Origin of the sequence: Umezawaea endophytica (genome assembly GCF_025061645.1) — a bacterium.
Classification (GTDB): Bacteria; Actinomycetota; Actinomycetes; order Mycobacteriales; family Pseudonocardiaceae; genus Umezawaea; species Umezawaea endophytica.
This window is the reverse complement of record NZ_JANYMP010000005.1, coordinates 461,141-477,558: the sequence shown is the minus strand read 5'-3', so window position 1 is coordinate 477,558 and position 16,418 is coordinate 461,141. Positions and strand designations below refer to the sequence as shown.

The window sequence follows — 16,418 nt, the reverse complement described above, 5'->3', positions numbered from 1 at the left end:
ACCGCCCCCGTCCCGCACACCCTCGGGTGTGCGGGACGAGCGCGTTTCAGCGCATGACCAGGCCACCGTCGACGACCAGGACCTGGCCGGTCAGCGCCTGTGCGCCCGCGGAGGCCAGGAAGGCCACGGCGTGGGCCGTGTCCTCGGGGACGAGCGGTCGTTTCATCGCCTGGTTCGCCACGACCGCCTCGAACTGACCGTCGTGGTTGACGCCGCGCGCGATGGGCGTGTCGGTCAGTCCGGGCGCCACCGCGGTGACGGCGATCCCGTCGCCGCCCAGCTCGACCGCCAGGGCGCGCATGACACCCAGCACCGCCCCTTTGCTGGCCACGTAAGGCAGGAACCCGGCACCGGGCGGCGACCACGCGGTGTTCGAGCAGATGAGGATGACGCGGCCGAAACCGCGCCCGGCCATTCCGGGGCTGAACGCCTGTGCCAGCCACAGCGCCGACTCGACGTTGACCGCCTGGACCTCGCGCCAGCGCTTCGCGTCGAGGTCGCCCAGCGGCATCGGGTCGATGGCGCCCGCGCAGTGGACCAGCACGTCGCACCGCCCGTAGCGCTCCAGCACCTCGGCCGCGGCCCGCCTGGTCGCCGTCTCCGACGACAGGTCGCACACGACGTCGCCGGAGGTGCGGCCGATGGCGACCGTGCGGTGCCCGCTCGCGTCGAGGGCCGCCACGATCGCCGTGCCGATGGCGCCCGTGCCACCCGTCACGACGGCGACCCGTCGTTCCGCGCTCACCCGATCCTCGCGATCATCTTGCCCGTCGTGCGGCCGTGGAACATGTCCTCGAACGCGTGGGGGATGGTGTCGAGCCCCTCGACGAGGTGCTCGGCGTAGCGCGCCTCGCCCGACGCGACGGCCGGGGCCATCTCGGCGAGGAACTCCGGGTAGCTGTCGAAGTGGTCGGGCACGGAGAAGCCTCGGATGGTCAAGTCCTTGTACAGCACCGCCCGCGTCAGGTCCGGCAGGCGGTCCGGCCCCTCGAAGGCCCCGGTCTCGGTGATCTGCGACATCACGCCGCCGACCGCGAGCTGGGCGCCGGTGTTCAGGTGCGGCAGCAGCGCCGCGACCATGGACGCGCCCACGTTCTCGTACACCGAGTCGATCCCGTCGGGCACCGCGCGGGCGAGTTGCTCGGCGAAGTCCGGGGCCCGGTAGTCGACGGCGGCGTCCACGCCCAGGTCCTCCAAGAGGTGGCGCGACTTCTCTGGGCCGCCCGCCACCCCCACGACCCGGTGCCCGCGGAGCCTGCCGATCTGGGTGGCGGCCGAGCCGACGGCACCCGCCGCGGCCGTGACAAGCAGCGTCCCACCCGGTTTCGGGGTGATGATCCTGGTCAGTCCCACCCACGCCGTGAGGCCCGTCATGCCCAGGATGCCGAGGTTCGCGGTCAGCGGCGCCGACCGGGGGTCGACCGGCCTGAGGTCGGAGCCGTCGGACACCGCGTACTCCTGCCACCCGGACGTGGTGGCGACGTGGTCGCCCACCGCGAACGCGGGGTGGTGGCTCGCCTCGACGACCGCGATGGTGAAGCCGAACATCGGGTCGCCGATGTCCAGGGCGGGCTGGTCGCTGTTGGCGTTGCCCATGATGATCCGGTTGTAGGGGTCCAGGGAGACCAGGACGTTGCGCAGCAGCACCTGACCATCACCGGGGACCGGCGCGGGGCGCTCGACGATCTCGAAGTCACTGGGCCTGGGGTTTCCCCGCGGCCGTGCCGCCAGGGTGATCTGGCGGTTGACGCGCTTGTCCATGGAGGTTCCTCTCGTGCTGTCGGCTCCCTCCAGTAACCGCGCGGCGGCCGGACCCAGCCAGGGTGCCCGTGTTCCCTGGTGGTGGCAGCACCCCCTCACGGTCGGCTCCGAGCAGGCATGATCGGTGGTGTGAGCGACAGGCGGAACCGACTGGGGGAGTACCTGCACGCCCGCCGCGGCCTGGTCACGCCCGAGCAGGTGGGCATCCCCGGCGGCGGGCGGCGGCGCGTGCCGGGACTGCGGCGCGAGGAGGTCGCGATGCTCGCGGGCATCAGCGCCGACTACTACCTGGGCCTGGAACGGGGCCGCGACCGCAACCCCTCCGCGCAGGTGCTGGAGTCCATCGCCCGCGTGCTCCGGCTCGGTGACGAGGAGGTGGCCCACCTGCTGGGCCTGGCCTCCGACAAACCGAGGCGCACACCCCGCAAGCCGCGCCGGGAGACCGTGCCGACCGGGATCGCCTCGCTCGTGGCGAGCCTGCCGCACCCGGCGTTCATCGAGGGGCGCTACTTCGACGTCCTGGTCTCGAACCCCATGGCCCGCGCGCTCTCACCGCGCCTGACACCAGGTGGGAACCAGCTCCTCGACCTGTTCCTGGAACCGGCCGAGCGGGAGCTCTACCCGGACTGGGACGGCACCACCGACTGCTACGTCTCCAGCCTGCGCCAGGCCATCGGCCAGGACACCGACGACCCGCGCTTCATCGAGCTGGTCGGGGAGCTGACCCTGGCCAGCACCCGCTTCCGCGAACTGTGGAACCGGCACGACGTCAGCGTGCAGCGGGGGACGTCGTACCTGTTCGACCACCCGCAGGTCGGCCGGATGAGGCTCGACCGCGAACGGCTCGACATCAGCGGGTCGGCAGGCATGCACGTGATCGTCTTCCACGCCGCGGACCACTCACCGGACGCCGACGCCTTGGCGCTGCTGAGGATGTCGGCGCTGCCGTCCGGCACGACGTGACCCGGCCGGGCGCGGTCAGGCGGCACCGAGGAAGGCCAGCACGGCGAGGACGCGGCGGTTGCTGTTGTCGTCCGGCGTGATGCCGAGCTTCGTGAAGATCGACGTCGTGTACTTGCTGATCGATCCTTCGCTCAGGTACAGGCGTTGGGCGATGGCCTGGTTCGACAGGCCTTCCGCCATCAGCGCGATGATGTCGCGCTCGCGGTCGGTGAGGGCGTCGAGCGGCGAGGTGGAGCCCGCCCCCAGGATCTTCGAGACGACCGCCGGGTCGAGCGAGGTGCCGCCACGGCCCACGCGCTCCACCGCCTCGACGAACTGCTCGGCCTCGAAGACCCGGTCCTTCAACAGGTAGCCGACGCCGCCGAGCCCGTCGGCGAGCAGTTCGCGCGCGTAGAGCTGCTCGATGTGCTGGGACAGCACGAGCACGGCCAGGCCCGGTCGTTCCCGACGCGCCTCCAGCGCGGCCTGGAGGCCGTCGTCGGTGAAGGTGGGCGGCATCCTGACGTCGATGACGGCCACGTCCGGCCGGTGCTCCGCGAGGGCCCGCAACGTCGACGGCTTGTCCCCGACGGCGGCCACCACCTGGTGGCCGTGGGCTTCGAGCAGGTGAACCAGTCCGTCCCGCAGCAGGTAGAGGTCCTCGGCTACGACGATCCGCACGGCACCTCCACGGTGACGGTCGTGGGTCCGCCCGGCGGGCTGTCGACGCGCAGCGAGCCGCCGAGCGCCGCGAGGCGGCTCTCGACGCCGACCAACCCGGACCCGGCAGGCTTGTCCGCTCCGCCGCGCCCGTCGTCGGAGACGGTGATGGCGACGCCGGTCCGCGTGCGGTCGATGGTCACGTCGACGGCCGTTCCCCCCGAGTGCTTCACGGCGTTGGTGACGATCTCGGAGGTCGCGAAGTACAGGGCGGACTCGACGGGTGTTTCGAGCCGGTGCTCCAGGGTGGAGCGCACCTCCGTTCGGAGGGGCGCGTCGACGGCGAGCGCTCGGACCGCGTCGACGAGACCGCGTTCCAGCAGCACCGGGGGGACGATGCCGTGCACAAGGTCGCGCAGGTCCCGCAGCGCCGCCAGCGAGGTCTCGCGGGCCTGCCGCAGCAGGACCTTGGTCCCGGCCGGGTCGGTGTCGACGAGCCGCTCGGCGGCGCCGAGGGAGAGGCCGATGGCGACGAGGCGCGCCTGGGCGCCGTCGTGCAGGTCGCGCTCGATCCGGTGCAGCTCGGCGTCCTGCGCGCGGGTGAGGTCGGCCCGTCCCTGGACCAGCGAGGCGATCCTGGTGCCGAGCAGTTCGACGGTGGACGGCCCGAGGAAGCGGCGCGCCACCGGCGTGACGACCCGCCAGGCCACGGGGAGCAGGGCGGTCCCGGCGCCGATCGCCGGTACCGCGGCGACCGGGTCCGACGCCGGGAGCAGGACAGCGCCCGCCGTGATCAGCGCGAGCGGCGCCGCGGCGACGACGCCGACGGTGAGGGGGGCGGTCAGCACCCAGATCACGTCCCGCCACGACGCGGGGTCCCGCGTCCGCGCGAGGAGCCACCTCTGGCACACCGACACCCACCTCAGGCGCTGGTAGTCGTACCCGTTCCACCAGTAGCCCGTCGCCATCCGGGTCACCGGCACGACCGGCCGGTACGCGGCGGGGAGTTCCACGCCGGTCCAGCGGGTCACCAGGCCCCTCGTGGCGGCGCACGAGGGGCGGGCGAACAGCACGAGGCAGGCGCCCACGACACCGAGCGTCCAGCCGGAGGTGGCGACGGGGCCGTGGCCGAGCGAGGAGAAGAAGACACCCGCGGCCACCCAGGCGGCAGGCGCGAACCCGGTCAGCGCGACGAGCGCCAGCGACCGCGTGAACCCCTGCGCGAGGGACCGCGCGACGCCGCGGGTGCGAGACATGCGGTCGATGTTCTCGGCCCGCGCGGCCGGGTGCAACCTCTTGGCCGGACAGTGGGTCCAGGCCCACCTCCGGCGACTAGCGCGGCACCCTGATCGACAGGGCGTGGTGGAACACGTCACGCGGGTCCCAGCGCGCCTTGACCTGTTGCAGCCTCGGGTAGTTGTCCTTGTAGTACAGGGCGTGCCAGGGGATCTCGGACCTGTTCCACTCCGGATCGGCGGTGTCGACGTCCGGGTAGTTGATGTAGGAGCCGTCGTTCACGGAGTTCGGCACCGGCACGCCCCCGGTGTCCCGGTACATCTCGGCGTACCAGCGCCGGATCCAGTCCAGGTTCGACCGCTCGCCGTCCGGGTCGGTCCAGGTGACGGTGTAGACCGCCTTCATGACGCTGTCCCGCTGGGGCGAGGCGGTCGCGTCCGGGGCGACGGTGTTGACCTTGCCGCCGTAGGACACCAGGATCAGCAGCGCGCGCTCGTTGTGGTGGTCCGTGCTGGTCAGGAAGCTGTACGCGGTCCCGATCTGCTCGTCGGTGAACCGCTTGCGCAGGTAGGCCGCCTTCGCCTTGAACATCCCGGACTCGTCGCTCTGGCTCAGCGACCCGGCCTTCACCGCCGCCAGCCACGGCAGGCGGTGGGGTGGCCGAACCACGACGGTTCCGGGGACGCCGTCGGTGACCTCCGCGAGGTGGTCGGCGAGCACCCGGTCGGCGTCGGGCAGCGTTCCGTCCACTGTGGACACCATGGCGAACGAGCCGGGGTCTGCGCCGGTGTCGCGCCGGTTGATCAGCAACAGGCTGAAGACGCTCGCGCCGCGGGAGTCCGGGGCGCTGTTGCGCTCGTGCCACTCGCCGTGGTTGCGCAGCAGCCGGTGGAAGGACTCCTCGGTGGTGTCCCGCCAGCTCCACGCGACCGTCGCGCCGAGCGTCACGCCGGGTGGCTTCGGCAGCAGGTGCCCCGGATCGTCGCCGGTGGCGCCGGGCGTGCGCATCCAGTACCGGGTGACCACGCCGAAGTTGCCGCCCCCGCCCCCGGTGTGCGCCCACCACAGGTCCCGGTTCTCGTCGTCCGGCTCACGGGTCGCGACCACCGTCCGCGCGCGGCCCGAACGGTCCACCACCACGACTTCCACGGCGTGCAGGTAGTCCACGACCGAACCGAGCCGCCGCGACAGCGGCCCGTAGCCCCCGCCCTGGATGTGCCCGCCCGCGGCCACCCCACCGCACTGGCCACCGGGAATCGTGACGCCCCAACCGAGGTAGAGCCGCTGGTACACCTCCCACAGGCTCGCGCCCGGCTCGATCGCGAACGCGCCGCGGCGCGGGTCGAACGTCACCTGCCGCATCGCGGACAGGTCGATGACCACCTCGGCGGCGTCGCCCACGAAGTTCTCGTAGCAGTGCCCGCCACTGCGGACCGTCACCCGCTTGCCCGCCCGGACGGCGTCCTGCACCGCCCGCTCGACCTGCTGGGTCGTCGTGGGCAGGCGGAAGTGCTCCGGGCGCGGGAAGAACCGCTCACTCGTGCGGCGCAGCACCAGGTCTTCGTAACGCGCGTCGCCTCGCGGGATCACGACCGCGTCTTCCACCGGCGTCGCGTCCGCGATCACCTGGTGCCCGATCACGGCGGCGCCCCCGAGTGCCGCGGTACCGACGATGAACCCCCGACGGGTAGGACCAGGCATGCCTTCTCCGAACTGCGCGTCGATGTGTGGTGAAGACGCTAGGAGCGGCCCAACCGGTGGCACCATCCGTCCAGACCCGCTTCGGGGTGGGGGTGGACCCACCCGGATCTGCTGGAGCAGAAGGTCGAAGGGGCTCAGGCCACTCCTGGCCACCCATCGTCGAACGTCCTGTGAGGACAGTCCACTCAGGTCACTTCGAAGGCCGATGTCGCATCACTGCTCGGGTTCGTGCGCCCTGTCCCAGCTCGACATCACGATGAGCGTCTTGGTGCCCGCGACGATCTTGGTGCTGCGGATCGCGTTCACCACCTGCTGGAGGTGGTCGACGTTCCGGACGCGGAAGCGGACGAGGCCGTCGGGGTCGCCCGCGATGGTGAAGTACTGCCGGACCTCCGGGACCCTCCGGGCTATCTCCTCCAGCTCGCGGGTGTCGGTCCCCCCGGTCAGCCGGATCTCGGTGAAGGCGTCAAGTCCTCCGCCCGCCGTGTCGTCGATGATCGCGACGTAGCCCCGGATGACGCCGTCGTTCTCCAGGCGTTCGATGCGCCTGGCCACCGGGGCGCCGGAGAGGCCGACCCGCCTGGCGATCTCGCTGACCGGCATGCGCGCGTTGGCGCGCAGCAGGTCGAGGATCTCCTGGTCGATCGCGTCCACGACACCCCTTCCGCACAGTTCGAGCGTCCGGCGCAAGATAGTTGCTCGTCGACTCGCTCCGGTGGGAAAAGAGTACGCGAATCACGCGCAACCCGCTCCTATCGATTGCGCCGGGAACGCTGCGCTGGTGAAGGTTTCGCCGAGCAGCCGATCCGAGGAGCGCGATGACAGCCGAGCCCACCGAACCGTGGTCCGTCCTCGACCCCACCGGGACGCTGCGGGTCGACGACCGGGTGCCCGCGGGTGCCGACGCGCTGGACCTGTGGGCGGCCTACCGCGACATGGTGCTGTCCCGCCGGGTGGACACCGAGGCGATCGCGCTGCAACGGCAGGGCGAACTCGGTCTGTGGCCCTCGATGCTCGGGCAGGAGGGCGCGCAGGTCGGTGCCGGTTCGGCGCTGCGGCCGCGGGACGTCGTGTTCCCCACCTACCGCGAGCACGCCGTCGCGTGGTGCGCGGGCGTCGACCCCGTCCAGCTCCTCGGGCTGTTCCGGGGGACGACCCTGGGCGGCTGGGACCCGCGTGACCGCAACTTCCACCTCTACACGCTCGTCATCGGCGCCCAGACGCTGCACGCCGTCGGCTACGCCATGGGTGTCGTGCGGGACGGCGACGTCGGGACGGGCGACCCCGACCGCGACCGGGCCGTCCTGGCCTTCCTGGGCGACGGCGCGCTGAGCGAGGGCGAGACGAACGAGGCGTTCGCCTGGGCGGCGGTCCAGAACCTGCCGGTGGTCTTCTTCTGCCAGAACAACCAGTGGGCCATCTCGGCGCCGTTCTCCGTGCAGAGCCGGGTGCCCGCCGCCACCAGGGCGAGCGGTTTCGGCTTCCCCGGCGTGCGGGTGGACGGCAACGACGTCATCGCCTGCCACGCGGTGGCGCGGGAGGCGCTGGAGCGTGCCCGGTCCGGCGGTGGCCCGACGCTGGTCGAGGCGGTGACCTACCGGCGCAACCCGCACACCACCTCCGACGACGACCTGCGCTACCGCACCGGGGCGGTGAACGACGACTGGGCCGCCCGCGACCCCGTCGACCGCCTCCGCGCCCTGCTCACCGGCGGCGCCGGACCGCCGGGCGTCAACGACTTCCTGGCCGACCTCGGCCGCGAGGAGGAGGAACTCGCCGAGCGGCTGCGCGCGGGGTGCCGGGCGCTGCCCGTCCCGCACCCCGGCGACCCGTTCCTGCACACCCTCGAACGCATGCCCCGCGACCTCGAACGCCAGCGGGACGAGCACCTGGCGTTCGTCGCCGGTGGACAGGGGGACCGGTCGTGAGCACCGCCATGGCCCACGCGCTCAACGCGGGACTCCGCGCCTGCCTGGAGGAGGACCCGAAGGTGGTGCTGATCGGTGAGGACATCGGTCGGCTCGGCGGCGTGTTCCGGGTGACCGACGGGTTGCGGGAGGACTTCAGCGACGAGCGCGTGGTCACGTCGCCGCTCGGTGAGGCGGGCATCGTGGGGAGCGCGATCGGGCTCGCCATGGCGGGGTACCGGCCGGTGTGCGAGATCCAGTTCGACGGCTTCGTCTTCCCCGCGATGAACCAGATCACCACCCAGCTCGCCAAGTACCGGCACCGGTCAGAGGGCAGGATCAGCCTGCCCGTCGTCATCCGCATCCCGGTCGGCGGCGGCATCGGGGCCATCGAGCACCACAGCGAGTCCCCCGAGGCCTACTTCGCCCACACGCCGGGGCTGCGCGTCCTGTGCCCCTCCACCTCCCAGGACGCCTACGACCTGCTGGGGCAGGCGATCCGGTGCGACGACCCGGTGATCTTCCTGGAGCCCAAGCGCTCCTACTGGTCCAAGGGCGAGGTCGACCCGGAGGCCCCGGCTGTCGGGATGGACCGCGCCCGCGTCGTCCGGCCCGGCGACGCCCTGACCCTGGTCACCTACGGCGCCCTCGTGCCCGTCGCGCTCAAGGCCGCGGCCGTGCTGGCCGAGGAGGGCAGGCAGGTCGAGGTCGTCGACCTGCGGTCGCTGTCGCCGATCGACGACGACACGGTCGTGGAGTCGGTGCGCCGCACCGGGAGGCTCGTGATCGCGCACGAGGCGTCCCAGACCGGCGGCATCGGCGGTGAACTCGCCGCACGGGTGCAGGCGCGGGCGTTCTACGACCTGGAGGCACCCGTCCTGCGGGTCACCGGGTACGACACGCCCTATCCCGCCAGCAGGCTGGAGGAGGACTGGCTGCCCAACGTCGACCGCCTGCTGGAGGCCTGCGACGCGAGCCTGAAGCACTGACCGCCGCGCCACCTCCGAGGAGCAGACCACCGTGACCACCCTGACCTTCCTGCTGCCCGACGTCGGCGAGGGCCTCGCCGAGGCCGAGATCGTCGCCTGGCGCGTCGCCGTCGGCGACACCGTCGTGGTGAACCAGGTCATCGTCGACATCGAGACCGCCAAGTCCGTGGTCGAACTGCCGTCGCCCCACGCGGGCGAGGTGGTCGAGTTGACGGCGGCCGAAGGGGACACCGTCCCCGTCGGCGCCCCGATCATCGCGATCAGGACCGCGACCGACGAGCCCAGGCTGCTGGTCGGCTACGGCGCGAAGGAGCCCGGCACGACGCGACGACGTCGTGGTGCCACCCCGAGCACCGGCGACACCCCGGTCGAGCGCACCAGGCCGAGGGCCAAACCTCCGGTGCGCAAACTGGCCAAGACGCTGGGCGTCGACCTCGCCGCGGTCACGCCGAGCGGCCCGGACGGCGTCGTCGTGCGCGCCGACGTGCTCAAGGCGGCGGAGGGGGACGCCCCGGTTCGCGGCGCGGGGACCCGCATCCCGATCAAGGGCGTCCGCAAGCACACCGCGGCGGCGGTGGTGGCGTCCGCGTTCACCGCGCCGCACGTGACCGAGTTCGTCACCGTCGACGTCACGCCGACGCTGGAGCTGCGCGACGTCGTGCAGCGCCGCCGCGAGTTCCGGGGAGTGAAGCTGACCCCGCTCGCCTTCGTGGCGATGGCCTACCTGCGGGCACTGGCCCGCACCCCGATGGCGACCGCCCGGTGGGACGACGCGGCGCAGGAGATCGTGGTGCCCGCCGGGGTCAACCTCGGCATCGCCGCGGCCACCCCGCGCGGCCTGGTCGTCCCGAACATCAAGGACGCCCACCTGTTGGGGCTGCTCGACCTCGCCACCGCGATCAACGACCTGGCGGCCACCGCCCGTGCGGGCCGGACCACGCCCGAGGCGATGGCGGGCGGGACGACGACCGTCACCAACGTCGGCGTCTTCGGGGTCGACACCGGCACCCCCATCCTCAACCCCGGTGAGACCGCGATCCTCGCCGTCGGCGCGATCCGCCGGAGGCCGTGGGTGGTCGAGGACGAGTCGGGGGAGCGGATCGCGCCCCGGTCGGTCCTCCAGCTCGCCCTGTCCTTCGACCACCGCGTGATGGACGGGCAGGGCGGCTCGGAACTGCTGGCCCACACCGCGGACCTGTTGTCCCAGCCCGGTTTGGCGGTGCTGTGACGAACGCGCCCGAGCCCGCCACCGGGCTCGGGCGCGCGGTCAGCAGAGGTCCAGCAGCAGGCGCGCTGTGCGCTGGGGGTGTTGGACGTGGGGGTAGTGGGCGGCGTCCGGCCAGGTCACGACGGTGGCTCCGGCGGCGGCGGCCTTCTGGGCCGTCTCGGTGAAGAAGGCCGCCGCCGCGGCGTGGACGTAGGTCACCGGCACCCCGGAGGCGTCGTGGTCGGGACGGGGCAGTGGTTCCCGGTGCGTCCTGGTCGGCATCGGGGTGCACTTGGCCGCCATCCACTCCAGTTCGGCGGGGTCGGTGATGCCCAGCATGGTCAGGTCGACCGGCGACCAGCCCCACGGGTGCTCGGCCGGTGGCTCGCCGAACAGGTCCGGCAGCACGGGCAGGGCGTCGAACGCGGACTGGCCCGGTTCCGGTCGGAACGCGTCGATGTAGACGATGTGCGCGATCCGCTCGGGCACGGCGCCGAGCACGCCGGTGACGACCATGCCGCCGTAGCTGTGCCCGACCAGGACGACCTCGTCGAGGTCCTCCCACCGCAGCAGCCGGGTGATGTCCTCGATGTGGGTGGACAGTCCTATGTGGTCACCCGCGAGGTGGCCGCGGTCGGCGAGGCCGGACAGGGTCGGGCACAGGACCCGGTGCCCCTCGGCCTCCAGCAGCGGCCGGAGCCGCGCCCAGTTCCAGCCGCCTGCCCACGAGCCGTGCACGAGCACGAAAGTGGTCATTCGTTCCTCCGATCGGACGGTCGTCCGGGTGTGGTGGTCGGGTCACTCGTCCAGCAGGTCGGGCTGGGCGTGCACGATGTCGTCGAAGAGGATCCGGAAGCTGAACCTGGCCAGTGTCGGGCTGCCGAACTGGGAGTGCGCGACGCGGGCGGCGTCGGTGTCGAGGTAGGCCGGGGTACCGGCGGCCTCGGCGATCAACTGCACCTGCGCCGCCCGGTCGAAGCTGACGAACCAGTAGGCCGCCTCCTCGACGCTGCCGCCCACGGTGATCACGCCGTGGTTCTGCATCACGACCGCCCGGTGCGGGCCGAGCGCCTCGGCCATCCGCCTGCCCTCGTCCACCTCCAGCGCGAGACCGTTGTAGTCGCGGTAGACGCCCTGGTCCTCGAAGAAGGCGCAGGCCTCCTGCACGACGGGGCGCAGCGGCGTCCCCAGCGCGGCGAGCGCGCGGCCGTGGATCGAGTGGGCGTGCGCCGCCGAGACCACGTCCGGGCGGAGGTCGTGGATGGCGGAGTGGATGACGAAGGCGCCGCGGTTGACCGAGCGGGAGCCCTCGACGACCTCGCCGTCACCGTCGACCAGCACGAGGTCCTTCACGCTGATCCGGCCGAAGGAGACCCCGAACGGGTTGACCCAGAACTTCTGGGGGTCCTCCGGGTCGCGGACCGTGATGTGCCCGGCGACGCCCTCGTCGTAGCCGAGCCTGCCGAACACGCGCAGCGCCGCGGCGAGCTGCTGCTTGCGGTGCCTGCGCTCGTCCTCGACGGAGTCGAAGGTCGGTGCGGCGGGGATGCCCAACGCTGTCATGGTGTCGTCCTCCGGGTCGTGGGACTGGGGTCAGGTCCGATGGCCGCGAGGCCGTCGACCTCGATCAGCCACTCGGGCAGGCCGAGCGCGGCGACGCCGATCCAGGTGCTGGCGGCGAGCGGGACCTCGCCGAAGGCCCGCGCCATGGCGTCGAAAACGGGCTGGATGAGGTCGGGCGTCGAGTCGACGACGTGGATCGTGTACTTGAGCAGGTCCGCCGGTGTGCCGCCCGCCGCTTCGAGGGCTGCTCGCAGGTTGCGGAACGCCTGCTCGGCCTGGGCGGCGAGGTCGCCCGCGCCGACGAGCGCGCCGTCGGTGTCGAGGGCGACCTGGCCCGCGATGGCCACCAGGCGGTCGCCCGGCGCGGAGGTGGTGACCTGCGAGTACAGGTTCATCACGGGGGTGGCGAGTGTCGGGGGGTTCAGTCGGTGGACGGCCATGGGACCTCCTCGCGGGTAAAATCGTCAGGTCATCAGACAACTTGGCGGAGGGCTTGTCAATGGCCGGTGTCATCGGCGGGGGACGCGGCGCCGCTGCCGTAACCTGGCGCCATGATCGAGGAGTGGCGGCCGTCGACGCCGCCGCAGCGCAAGCCCCTCGTCGACCAGGTCATCGCCAGCGTGCGCGAGCTGATCAGCGGTGAGGGGCTGCGGGCGGGTGACCGGCTGCCGAGCGAGCCGAACCTGGCCCGGCGGCTCGGCGTCGGGAGGTCCACGCTGCGCGAGGCGATCCGGGTGCTGGCGCACGCGGGCGTCCTGGACATCAAGCAGGGCAGCGGCACCTACGTCAGGCAGCCGCACGAGGCCGACCTCGCCTCCCGCCTCGCTGCCGCGAGGGTGCCCGAGGTGTTCGAGGTGCGGGCCGCGCTGGAGGTCTTGGTGGCCAGGACGGCGCCGCTGCGGCGGACGGACGACCAGGTCGCGGCGCTGCGCACGGCCGTGCGGGACTGCCGGGGGCACGCCGAGACGGGTGACATCACGGCGTTCATCGAGGCGGACTCGCGCTTCCACCGCATCGCCGCGGAAGCCGCCGACAACTCCGTGCTCGTCGAGCTGTACGAGGTGCTCCGCCGCTCGCTGGAACCCGCGCTGCTGGTCGTCGCCGACGTCGTGGAACTGCAACGCGCCAACGACCGGCACGAGGTGCTCGTCGACGCCATCGAGGCGGGCGACGCGGACGCCGCCGTGGAGGCCACCCGCGCGCACCTCGCCGAGACGGTCGCGCTGTTCGAAGCGGGCGGCGGGTCCGGCGCCTGACCGTCCGGTGTGGACGGATGGGTTCGGTCAGGGGTGTTCGTGGCCCGTGCCGGGAACGCGGCCGATGTCCTCCCCTTCGCGCAGGACGACGAACTGGCTCATCATGCCCTCGTCCTCGTGGAGGGTGAGGTGGCAGTGGAGCAGGTAGGGCACGTTCGGGTCGGTGTGGTCGCTGAACCGCATGGCCAGGCGGTACCGGCGGCCGGGGTCGAGCTGGACGGTGTCCTTCCAGCCCGAGAGGTGCGGCGGCGGTGGTCGTGGCGACGGGGTCGTTCGCCGCGTCGGGCGCGGTGCCCAGCGTCGCCGGGACGGTGGTGGTGTCCGTGAGGTCGTCGGCGGCGCGGAACTGGACGACGTCGAACCGGTCGTCGGCCCCGTTGAGCCGTGACCCGATCCGGTCGTAACCGGACTCGGCCGCGTACGACCTCAGCTCGACGGTGTCGCGCGGCTCGAACGCCACCACGACCTCGGCGCGTTCGCCGGGGGACAGTTGCAGGCGGCTGGTGCCCCACGCCGAGGCCATGAGCCCGCCGTCGGTCCCGATGAGCTGGAACTGCCGGTCGTCGGAGAACCCGAAGTTGTACAGCCGCGCGTTCGACGCGTTGAGCAGGCGCAGGCGCACCAGGCGTGAGGTGACGTCCACGTAGGGGCCGCGCGTGCCGTTGACGAGGATCTCGTCGCCGAACACGCCGCCGGTGCTCAGGAACGGGGCCGAACCGTCGAACTGGTTGTCGCCGTCGAAGGCCCGGTCCTGCACGATCAGCGGGATGTCGTCCACGCCGTAGTCGTCGGGCAGCCCGAGGCCCGCGGCGTTGTCGTCGTCGAGGATGATCATGCCGGTCAGCCCGCGGTGGAGGTGGTCGGCCGTGCGCCCGTGCGGGTGCGGGTGGTACCAGAGGGTCGCGGCGGGCTGGTCGACCGTCCACTGAGGACTCCAGGTGGTGCCGGGTTCGACGACCTGGTGCGGTCCGCCGTCCATGTTGGCGGGCAGGTGCATGCCGTGCCAGTGCAGCGACGTGGCCTCCGGGAGGTTGTTGTGGACCGCCATGGCCACCTTCTCGCCCCGTGCGGCGCGGATCGTGGGCCCGAGGTAGGTCCCATTGATCCCCCACGTCCTGGTCGCGGGTCCTTCGAGGAACCGCGTCTCACCGGCGCGGACGTCGAGGTCGAAGACCCTGGTCCCGGAAGCGTCCTCAGTGGACTCGGCCAGTGGCGGGATCGCGAGCCGGTGGTCGAAGCTCACCCGGCCGACGGTGTCCGTCCTGGCCTGGAGGTAGAGGACGCCGAACGCGGATCCGGTGACGACCGCGGTCGCGACGGTGGTCAGCGCCGTCCAGCGCAGCCACCGCCGGCGGGGACGGGTGGGTTTCGACTCACGGGCCACGGGTGCTCGCTCCGGGGCGGTAGGGGACGGGCTGGGGTCGGTCACGTGGTGACCGCCGCGTCCGGTCGGTTCGCGGTCAGGCGACGGCGTTCCAGGACCGCGGCGACGAGGTAGCCGGTGCCGCCCGCGACGGCGATCGTGGTGTAGACGCCCGCGGTGTCGAAGAACAGGGCCGCGGCACCGGCCAGCGCGAGGAACGTGCCGAGGCAGTAGTGCAGGACGTTGTGCCGGGCCGTCCCCTCGGCGATGGTGATCAGGCCGACGACGATGACGGAGCCCGCGGGCCAGAGCACGTCCTGGAGTTCGGGCGCGCCGGTCGCGGTGCCCAGTCCGGTGATGGCCGTCGCGAGCGCGGTGAAGGCGGTGAACCAGGCGACGCCCAGGAGTTGTTCGGCCTGCTTGCGCGACCTGCCCGCGTCCCGCTGGGCGCGCGTTCCCGCCCGTACCGCCAACCACAGCGCGGGCAGCAGTCCGGCGGCCAGCAGCGTCAGCGGCACCCAGGACGGCAGGCCGATCACCGGGTCGGAGCCCTTGGACAGCGCGGCCGAGCCGTGGCCGACCAGGTAGGCCGCGGCGAAGCAGAGGTACGCGGCGCGGCTGTCGACCTCACCCGGCGGGACGGTGACGCCCGGCCGCGGGAGCGCGGTGGTGTTCATGCTGGTTCCTCCTGGGAGAAGCGGATCGGTGTGCGGGCGCTCACGGCTGCGCCACGATGACGACCTTGCCCATGACGGTTCGCGACTCGGCCAGTGCGAGGGCGTCGCCCGCCTGGGCGAGTGGGATCCGGGCGGCGATCTGCGGGGTGAGCACGCCGTCGGCGAGCAGTTGCAGGACACGGGTGAGGTCCTCGTTCATCCGGGCGCGGAAGGCGGCCCGGTTCCGCTTGCCCGCCCAGAGGTTGTAGAAGGTCGCGCTCCGGCCGTTCGGCAGGAGGTCCCAGGCGTAGAGGCGGGCGAACAGCTTCACCACGGGACCGATCGCGTTGCCCGGTTCGTCCTTGGCGGACGCCGTGCCGTAGTTGACCAGCGTGCCGCCCCGGCGCAGCAACGCCCACGAGCGCGCCAAGTCGGGTCCGCCCACGTGGTCGAAGACCGCGTCCACCCCGTCGGGTGCCAAACCACGGATGCGCTCGTACAGGTCAGGATCGCGGTAGTCGAGGGGGATGGCGCCCAGTTCCCGCACGGCGTCGTGGTGGCGGGTCGACGCGGTTCCGATCACCTCGATCCCCGCGTGCCGGGCGAGCTGCACGAGCGTCGAACCGACACCGCCGTTGGCGCCGAGCACCACGACGGTGCCGCCGCTGGCCACGGCCGCCGAGCGGTGCAGCATCTGCCAGGCGGTGACTCCGTTGACCAGAAAGGTTTCGGCCGCCGCGGGGTCGACGCCCGCGGGCACCGGCACCAGGTCGTCCGCGTCGACGAGCAGGTGGCTCGCCCACCCGCCGACCTTGATCACCGCGGCGAACAGCCCGCCCCGCAGGGTCGGGTCCACGTCCGGGCCGGTGGTGACGACCGTCCCCACCACGTCGTAGCCCGGCACGAACGGGAACGGCGGCTGGTCGTAGTACTTGCCCAGCCGCATCTGCTGCTCGGCGAACGACACCCCGGTCGCTTCCATCCGCAGCACCACCTGGCCCCGCGCCGGGGCCGGGAGATCGCGGACCCTCACCTCCAGGCCGTCGGGCTCGACCGCGCCGGGCAGGACGATCTCGGTAGCACGGGTGGCGACAACGCCGGTCATCTCTTACCTCTCGGAATTCGGTTGGTGGGAACGGCACCGGCGGTGGCGAGCAGGCCCGCCACCGCCGGTCGG

19 protein-coding genes and 2 pseudogenes are annotated in these 16,418 nt (G+C 72.4%); 8 read left to right on the top strand and 13 right to left on the bottom strand.

Annotated elements, in window-relative coordinates; all coding sequences use genetic code 11:
• Positions 1-46: 46 nt before the first annotated feature.
• Positions 47-745 (bottom strand): SDR family NAD(P)-dependent oxidoreductase, encoded by a 699-nt coding sequence (locus NZH93_RS14285; RefSeq protein WP_259623527.1) that lies wholly within the window; start codon positions 743-745, stop codon positions 47-49.
• Positions 742-1,761 (bottom strand): NADP-dependent oxidoreductase, encoded by a 1,020-nt coding sequence (locus NZH93_RS14280; protein ID WP_259623526.1) that lies wholly within the window; start codon positions 1,759-1,761, stop codon positions 742-744. The genes NZH93_RS14285 and NZH93_RS14280 overlap by 4 nt, the downstream gene beginning before the upstream one ends.
• 129 nt (positions 1,762-1,890) lie before the next feature.
• Between NZH93_RS14280 and NZH93_RS14275 the strand changes: the two genes are divergently transcribed.
• Complete coding sequence (locus tag NZH93_RS14275; RefSeq protein ID WP_259623525.1) at positions 1,891-2,724, top strand: helix-turn-helix transcriptional regulator; 834 nt, start codon at positions 1,891-1,893, stop codon at positions 2,722-2,724.
• 15 nt (positions 2,725-2,739) lie between these two features.
• On the opposite strand, the gene NZH93_RS14270 is transcribed toward NZH93_RS14275, so the two are convergent.
• The 4 genes from NZH93_RS14270 to NZH93_RS14255 form a co-directional block, all read right to left on the bottom strand.
• Positions 2,740-3,384, bottom strand: a complete 645-nt coding sequence (locus NZH93_RS14270) for a response regulator transcription factor (protein ID WP_259623524.1) — start codon at positions 3,382-3,384, stop codon at positions 2,740-2,742.
• Positions 3,369-4,619 (bottom strand): sensor histidine kinase, encoded by a 1,251-nt coding sequence (locus NZH93_RS14265; RefSeq protein WP_259623523.1) that lies wholly within the window; start codon positions 4,617-4,619, stop codon positions 3,369-3,371. Before NZH93_RS14265 ends, NZH93_RS14270 begins: the two co-directional genes overlap by 16 nt.
• A 76-nt stretch (positions 4,620-4,695) precedes the next feature.
• Positions 4,696-6,300, bottom strand: a complete 1,605-nt coding sequence (locus tag NZH93_RS14260; protein ID WP_259623522.1) for an FAD-binding oxidoreductase — start codon at positions 6,298-6,300, stop codon at positions 4,696-4,698.
• A 213-nt stretch (positions 6,301-6,513) separates the two neighbouring features.
• The gene (locus NZH93_RS14255; RefSeq protein ID WP_259623521.1) at positions 6,514-6,954 is read right to left on the bottom strand and encodes an Lrp/AsnC family transcriptional regulator; all 441 of its coding nucleotides are present in this window, start codon (positions 6,952-6,954) and stop codon (positions 6,514-6,516) included.
• Positions 6,955-7,118: 164 nt separating this feature from the next.
• Here NZH93_RS14255 and NZH93_RS14250 point away from each other — a divergent pair, with 164 nt between their 5' ends.
• Genes NZH93_RS14250 through NZH93_RS14240 form a run of 3 tightly spaced genes read left to right on the top strand, consistent with a single transcriptional unit; the run spans position 7,119 to position 10,424 of the window.
• The gene (locus tag NZH93_RS14250) at positions 7,119-8,228 is read left to right on the top strand and encodes a thiamine pyrophosphate-dependent enzyme (RefSeq protein WP_259623520.1); all 1,110 of its coding nucleotides are present in this window, start codon (positions 7,119-7,121) and stop codon (positions 8,226-8,228) included.
• Positions 8,225-9,196, top strand: a complete 972-nt coding sequence (locus NZH93_RS14245) for an alpha-ketoacid dehydrogenase subunit beta (protein WP_259623519.1) — start codon at positions 8,225-8,227, stop codon at positions 9,194-9,196. Before NZH93_RS14250 ends, NZH93_RS14245 begins: the two co-directional genes overlap by 4 nt.
• 31 nt (positions 9,197-9,227) lie before the next feature.
• Complete coding sequence (locus tag NZH93_RS14240; RefSeq protein WP_259623518.1) at positions 9,228-10,424, top strand: dihydrolipoamide acetyltransferase family protein; 1,197 nt, start codon at positions 9,228-9,230, stop codon at positions 10,422-10,424.
• Between the two features lie 39 nt (positions 10,425-10,463).
• On the opposite strand, the gene NZH93_RS14235 is transcribed toward NZH93_RS14240, so the two are convergent.
• The 3 genes from NZH93_RS14235 to NZH93_RS14225 are packed head-to-tail and all read right to left on the bottom strand — an operon-like array spanning position 10,464 to position 12,406.
• Positions 10,464-11,159, bottom strand: coding sequence for an alpha/beta fold hydrolase (locus tag NZH93_RS14235; protein ID WP_259623517.1), 696 nt, complete (start codon positions 11,157-11,159; stop codon positions 10,464-10,466).
• 42 nt (positions 11,160-11,201) lie between these two features.
• The gene (locus NZH93_RS14230) at positions 11,202-11,966 is read right to left on the bottom strand and encodes a class II aldolase/adducin family protein (RefSeq protein WP_259623516.1); all 765 of its coding nucleotides are present in this window, start codon (positions 11,964-11,966) and stop codon (positions 11,202-11,204) included.
• Positions 11,963-12,406: a RidA family protein gene (locus NZH93_RS14225; RefSeq protein ID WP_259623515.1), complete on the bottom strand. Its 444-nt coding sequence runs from the start codon at positions 12,404-12,406 to the stop codon at positions 11,963-11,965. Before NZH93_RS14225 ends, NZH93_RS14230 begins: the two co-directional genes overlap by 4 nt.
• Positions 12,407-12,517: 111 nt before the next feature.
• Between NZH93_RS14225 and NZH93_RS14220 the strand changes: the two genes are divergently transcribed.
• Complete coding sequence (locus NZH93_RS14220; protein WP_259623514.1) at positions 12,518-13,222, top strand: FadR/GntR family transcriptional regulator; 705 nt, start codon at positions 12,518-12,520, stop codon at positions 13,220-13,222.
• Between the two features lie 27 nt (positions 13,223-13,249).
• Here the strand turns inward: NZH93_RS14220 and NZH93_RS14215 are convergent.
• A pseudogene (locus NZH93_RS14215) lies at positions 13,250-13,426 on the bottom strand (multicopper oxidase domain-containing protein); the annotation flags it as partial.
• Positions 13,427-13,473: 47 nt separating this feature from the next.
• Here NZH93_RS14215 and NZH93_RS14210 point away from each other — a divergent pair.
• Genes NZH93_RS14210 through NZH93_RS14200 form a run of 3 tightly spaced genes read left to right on the top strand, consistent with a single transcriptional unit; the run spans position 13,474 to position 14,007 of the window.
• Complete coding sequence (locus NZH93_RS14210; RefSeq protein WP_259623513.1) at positions 13,474-13,626, top strand: hypothetical protein; 153 nt, start codon at positions 13,474-13,476, stop codon at positions 13,624-13,626.
• A 33-nt stretch (positions 13,627-13,659) separates the two neighbouring features.
• A complete protein-coding gene (locus NZH93_RS14205) occupies positions 13,660-13,869 on the top strand; it encodes a hypothetical protein (protein ID WP_259623512.1) in 210 nt (69 codons plus the stop codon).
• A gap of 9 nt (positions 13,870-13,878) precedes the next feature.
• The gene (locus NZH93_RS14200; RefSeq protein ID WP_259623511.1) at positions 13,879-14,007 is read left to right on the top strand and encodes a hypothetical protein; all 129 of its coding nucleotides are present in this window, start codon (positions 13,879-13,881) and stop codon (positions 14,005-14,007) included.
• A gap of 86 nt (positions 14,008-14,093) precedes the next feature.
• Here the strand turns inward: NZH93_RS14200 and NZH93_RS51235 are convergent.
• The 3 genes and pseudogenes from NZH93_RS51235 to NZH93_RS14190 form a co-directional block, all read right to left on the bottom strand.
• Positions 14,094-14,465 (bottom strand): annotated as a pseudogene (locus NZH93_RS51235) (multicopper oxidase domain-containing protein); the annotation flags it as partial.
• A gap of 182 nt (positions 14,466-14,647) precedes the next feature.
• Entirely contained in the window at positions 14,648-15,262 is a 615-nt protein-coding gene (locus tag NZH93_RS14195) for an ABC transporter permease (RefSeq protein WP_259623510.1), read from the bottom strand.
• 40 nt (positions 15,263-15,302) lie between these two features.
• Entirely contained in the window at positions 15,303-16,346 is a 1,044-nt protein-coding gene (locus NZH93_RS14190) for a medium chain dehydrogenase/reductase family protein (RefSeq protein WP_259623509.1), read from the bottom strand.
• Positions 16,347-16,418: the final 72 nt, after the last annotated feature.

Bases quoted from the DNA above. Each gene is read 5' to 3' on its own strand.
- NZH93_RS14280 (WP_259623526.1), bottom strand. From the start codon at position 1,761: ATGGACAAGCGCGTCAACCGCCAGATCACCCTGGCGGCACGGCCGCGG.
- NZH93_RS14265 (WP_259623523.1), bottom strand. From the start codon at position 4,619: ATGTCTCGCACCCGCGGCGTCGCGCGGTCCCTCGCGCAGGGGTTCACG.
- NZH93_RS14260 (WP_259623522.1), bottom strand. From the start codon at position 6,300: ATGCCTGGTCCTACCCGTCGGGGGTTCATCGTCGGTACCGCGGCACTC.
- NZH93_RS14250 (WP_259623520.1), top strand. From the start codon at position 7,119: ATGACAGCCGAGCCCACCGAACCGTGGTCCGTCCTCGACCCCACCGGG.
- NZH93_RS14235 (WP_259623517.1), bottom strand. From the start codon at position 11,159: ATGACCACTTTCGTGCTCGTGCACGGCTCGTGGGCAGGCGGCTGGAAC.
- NZH93_RS14230 (WP_259623516.1), bottom strand. From the start codon at position 11,966: ATGACAGCGTTGGGCATCCCCGCCGCACCGACCTTCGACTCCGTCGAG.
- NZH93_RS14225 (WP_259623515.1), bottom strand. From the start codon at position 12,406: ATGGCCGTCCACCGACTGAACCCCCCGACACTCGCCACCCCCGTGATG.
- NZH93_RS14220 (WP_259623514.1), top strand. From the start codon at position 12,518: ATGATCGAGGAGTGGCGGCCGTCGACGCCGCCGCAGCGCAAGCCCCTC.
- NZH93_RS14195 (WP_259623510.1), bottom strand. From the start codon at position 15,262: ATGAACACCACCGCGCTCCCGCGGCCGGGCGTCACCGTCCCGCCGGGT.
- NZH93_RS14190 (WP_259623509.1), bottom strand. From the start codon at position 16,346: ATGACCGGCGTTGTCGCCACCCGTGCTACCGAGATCGTCCTGCCCGGC.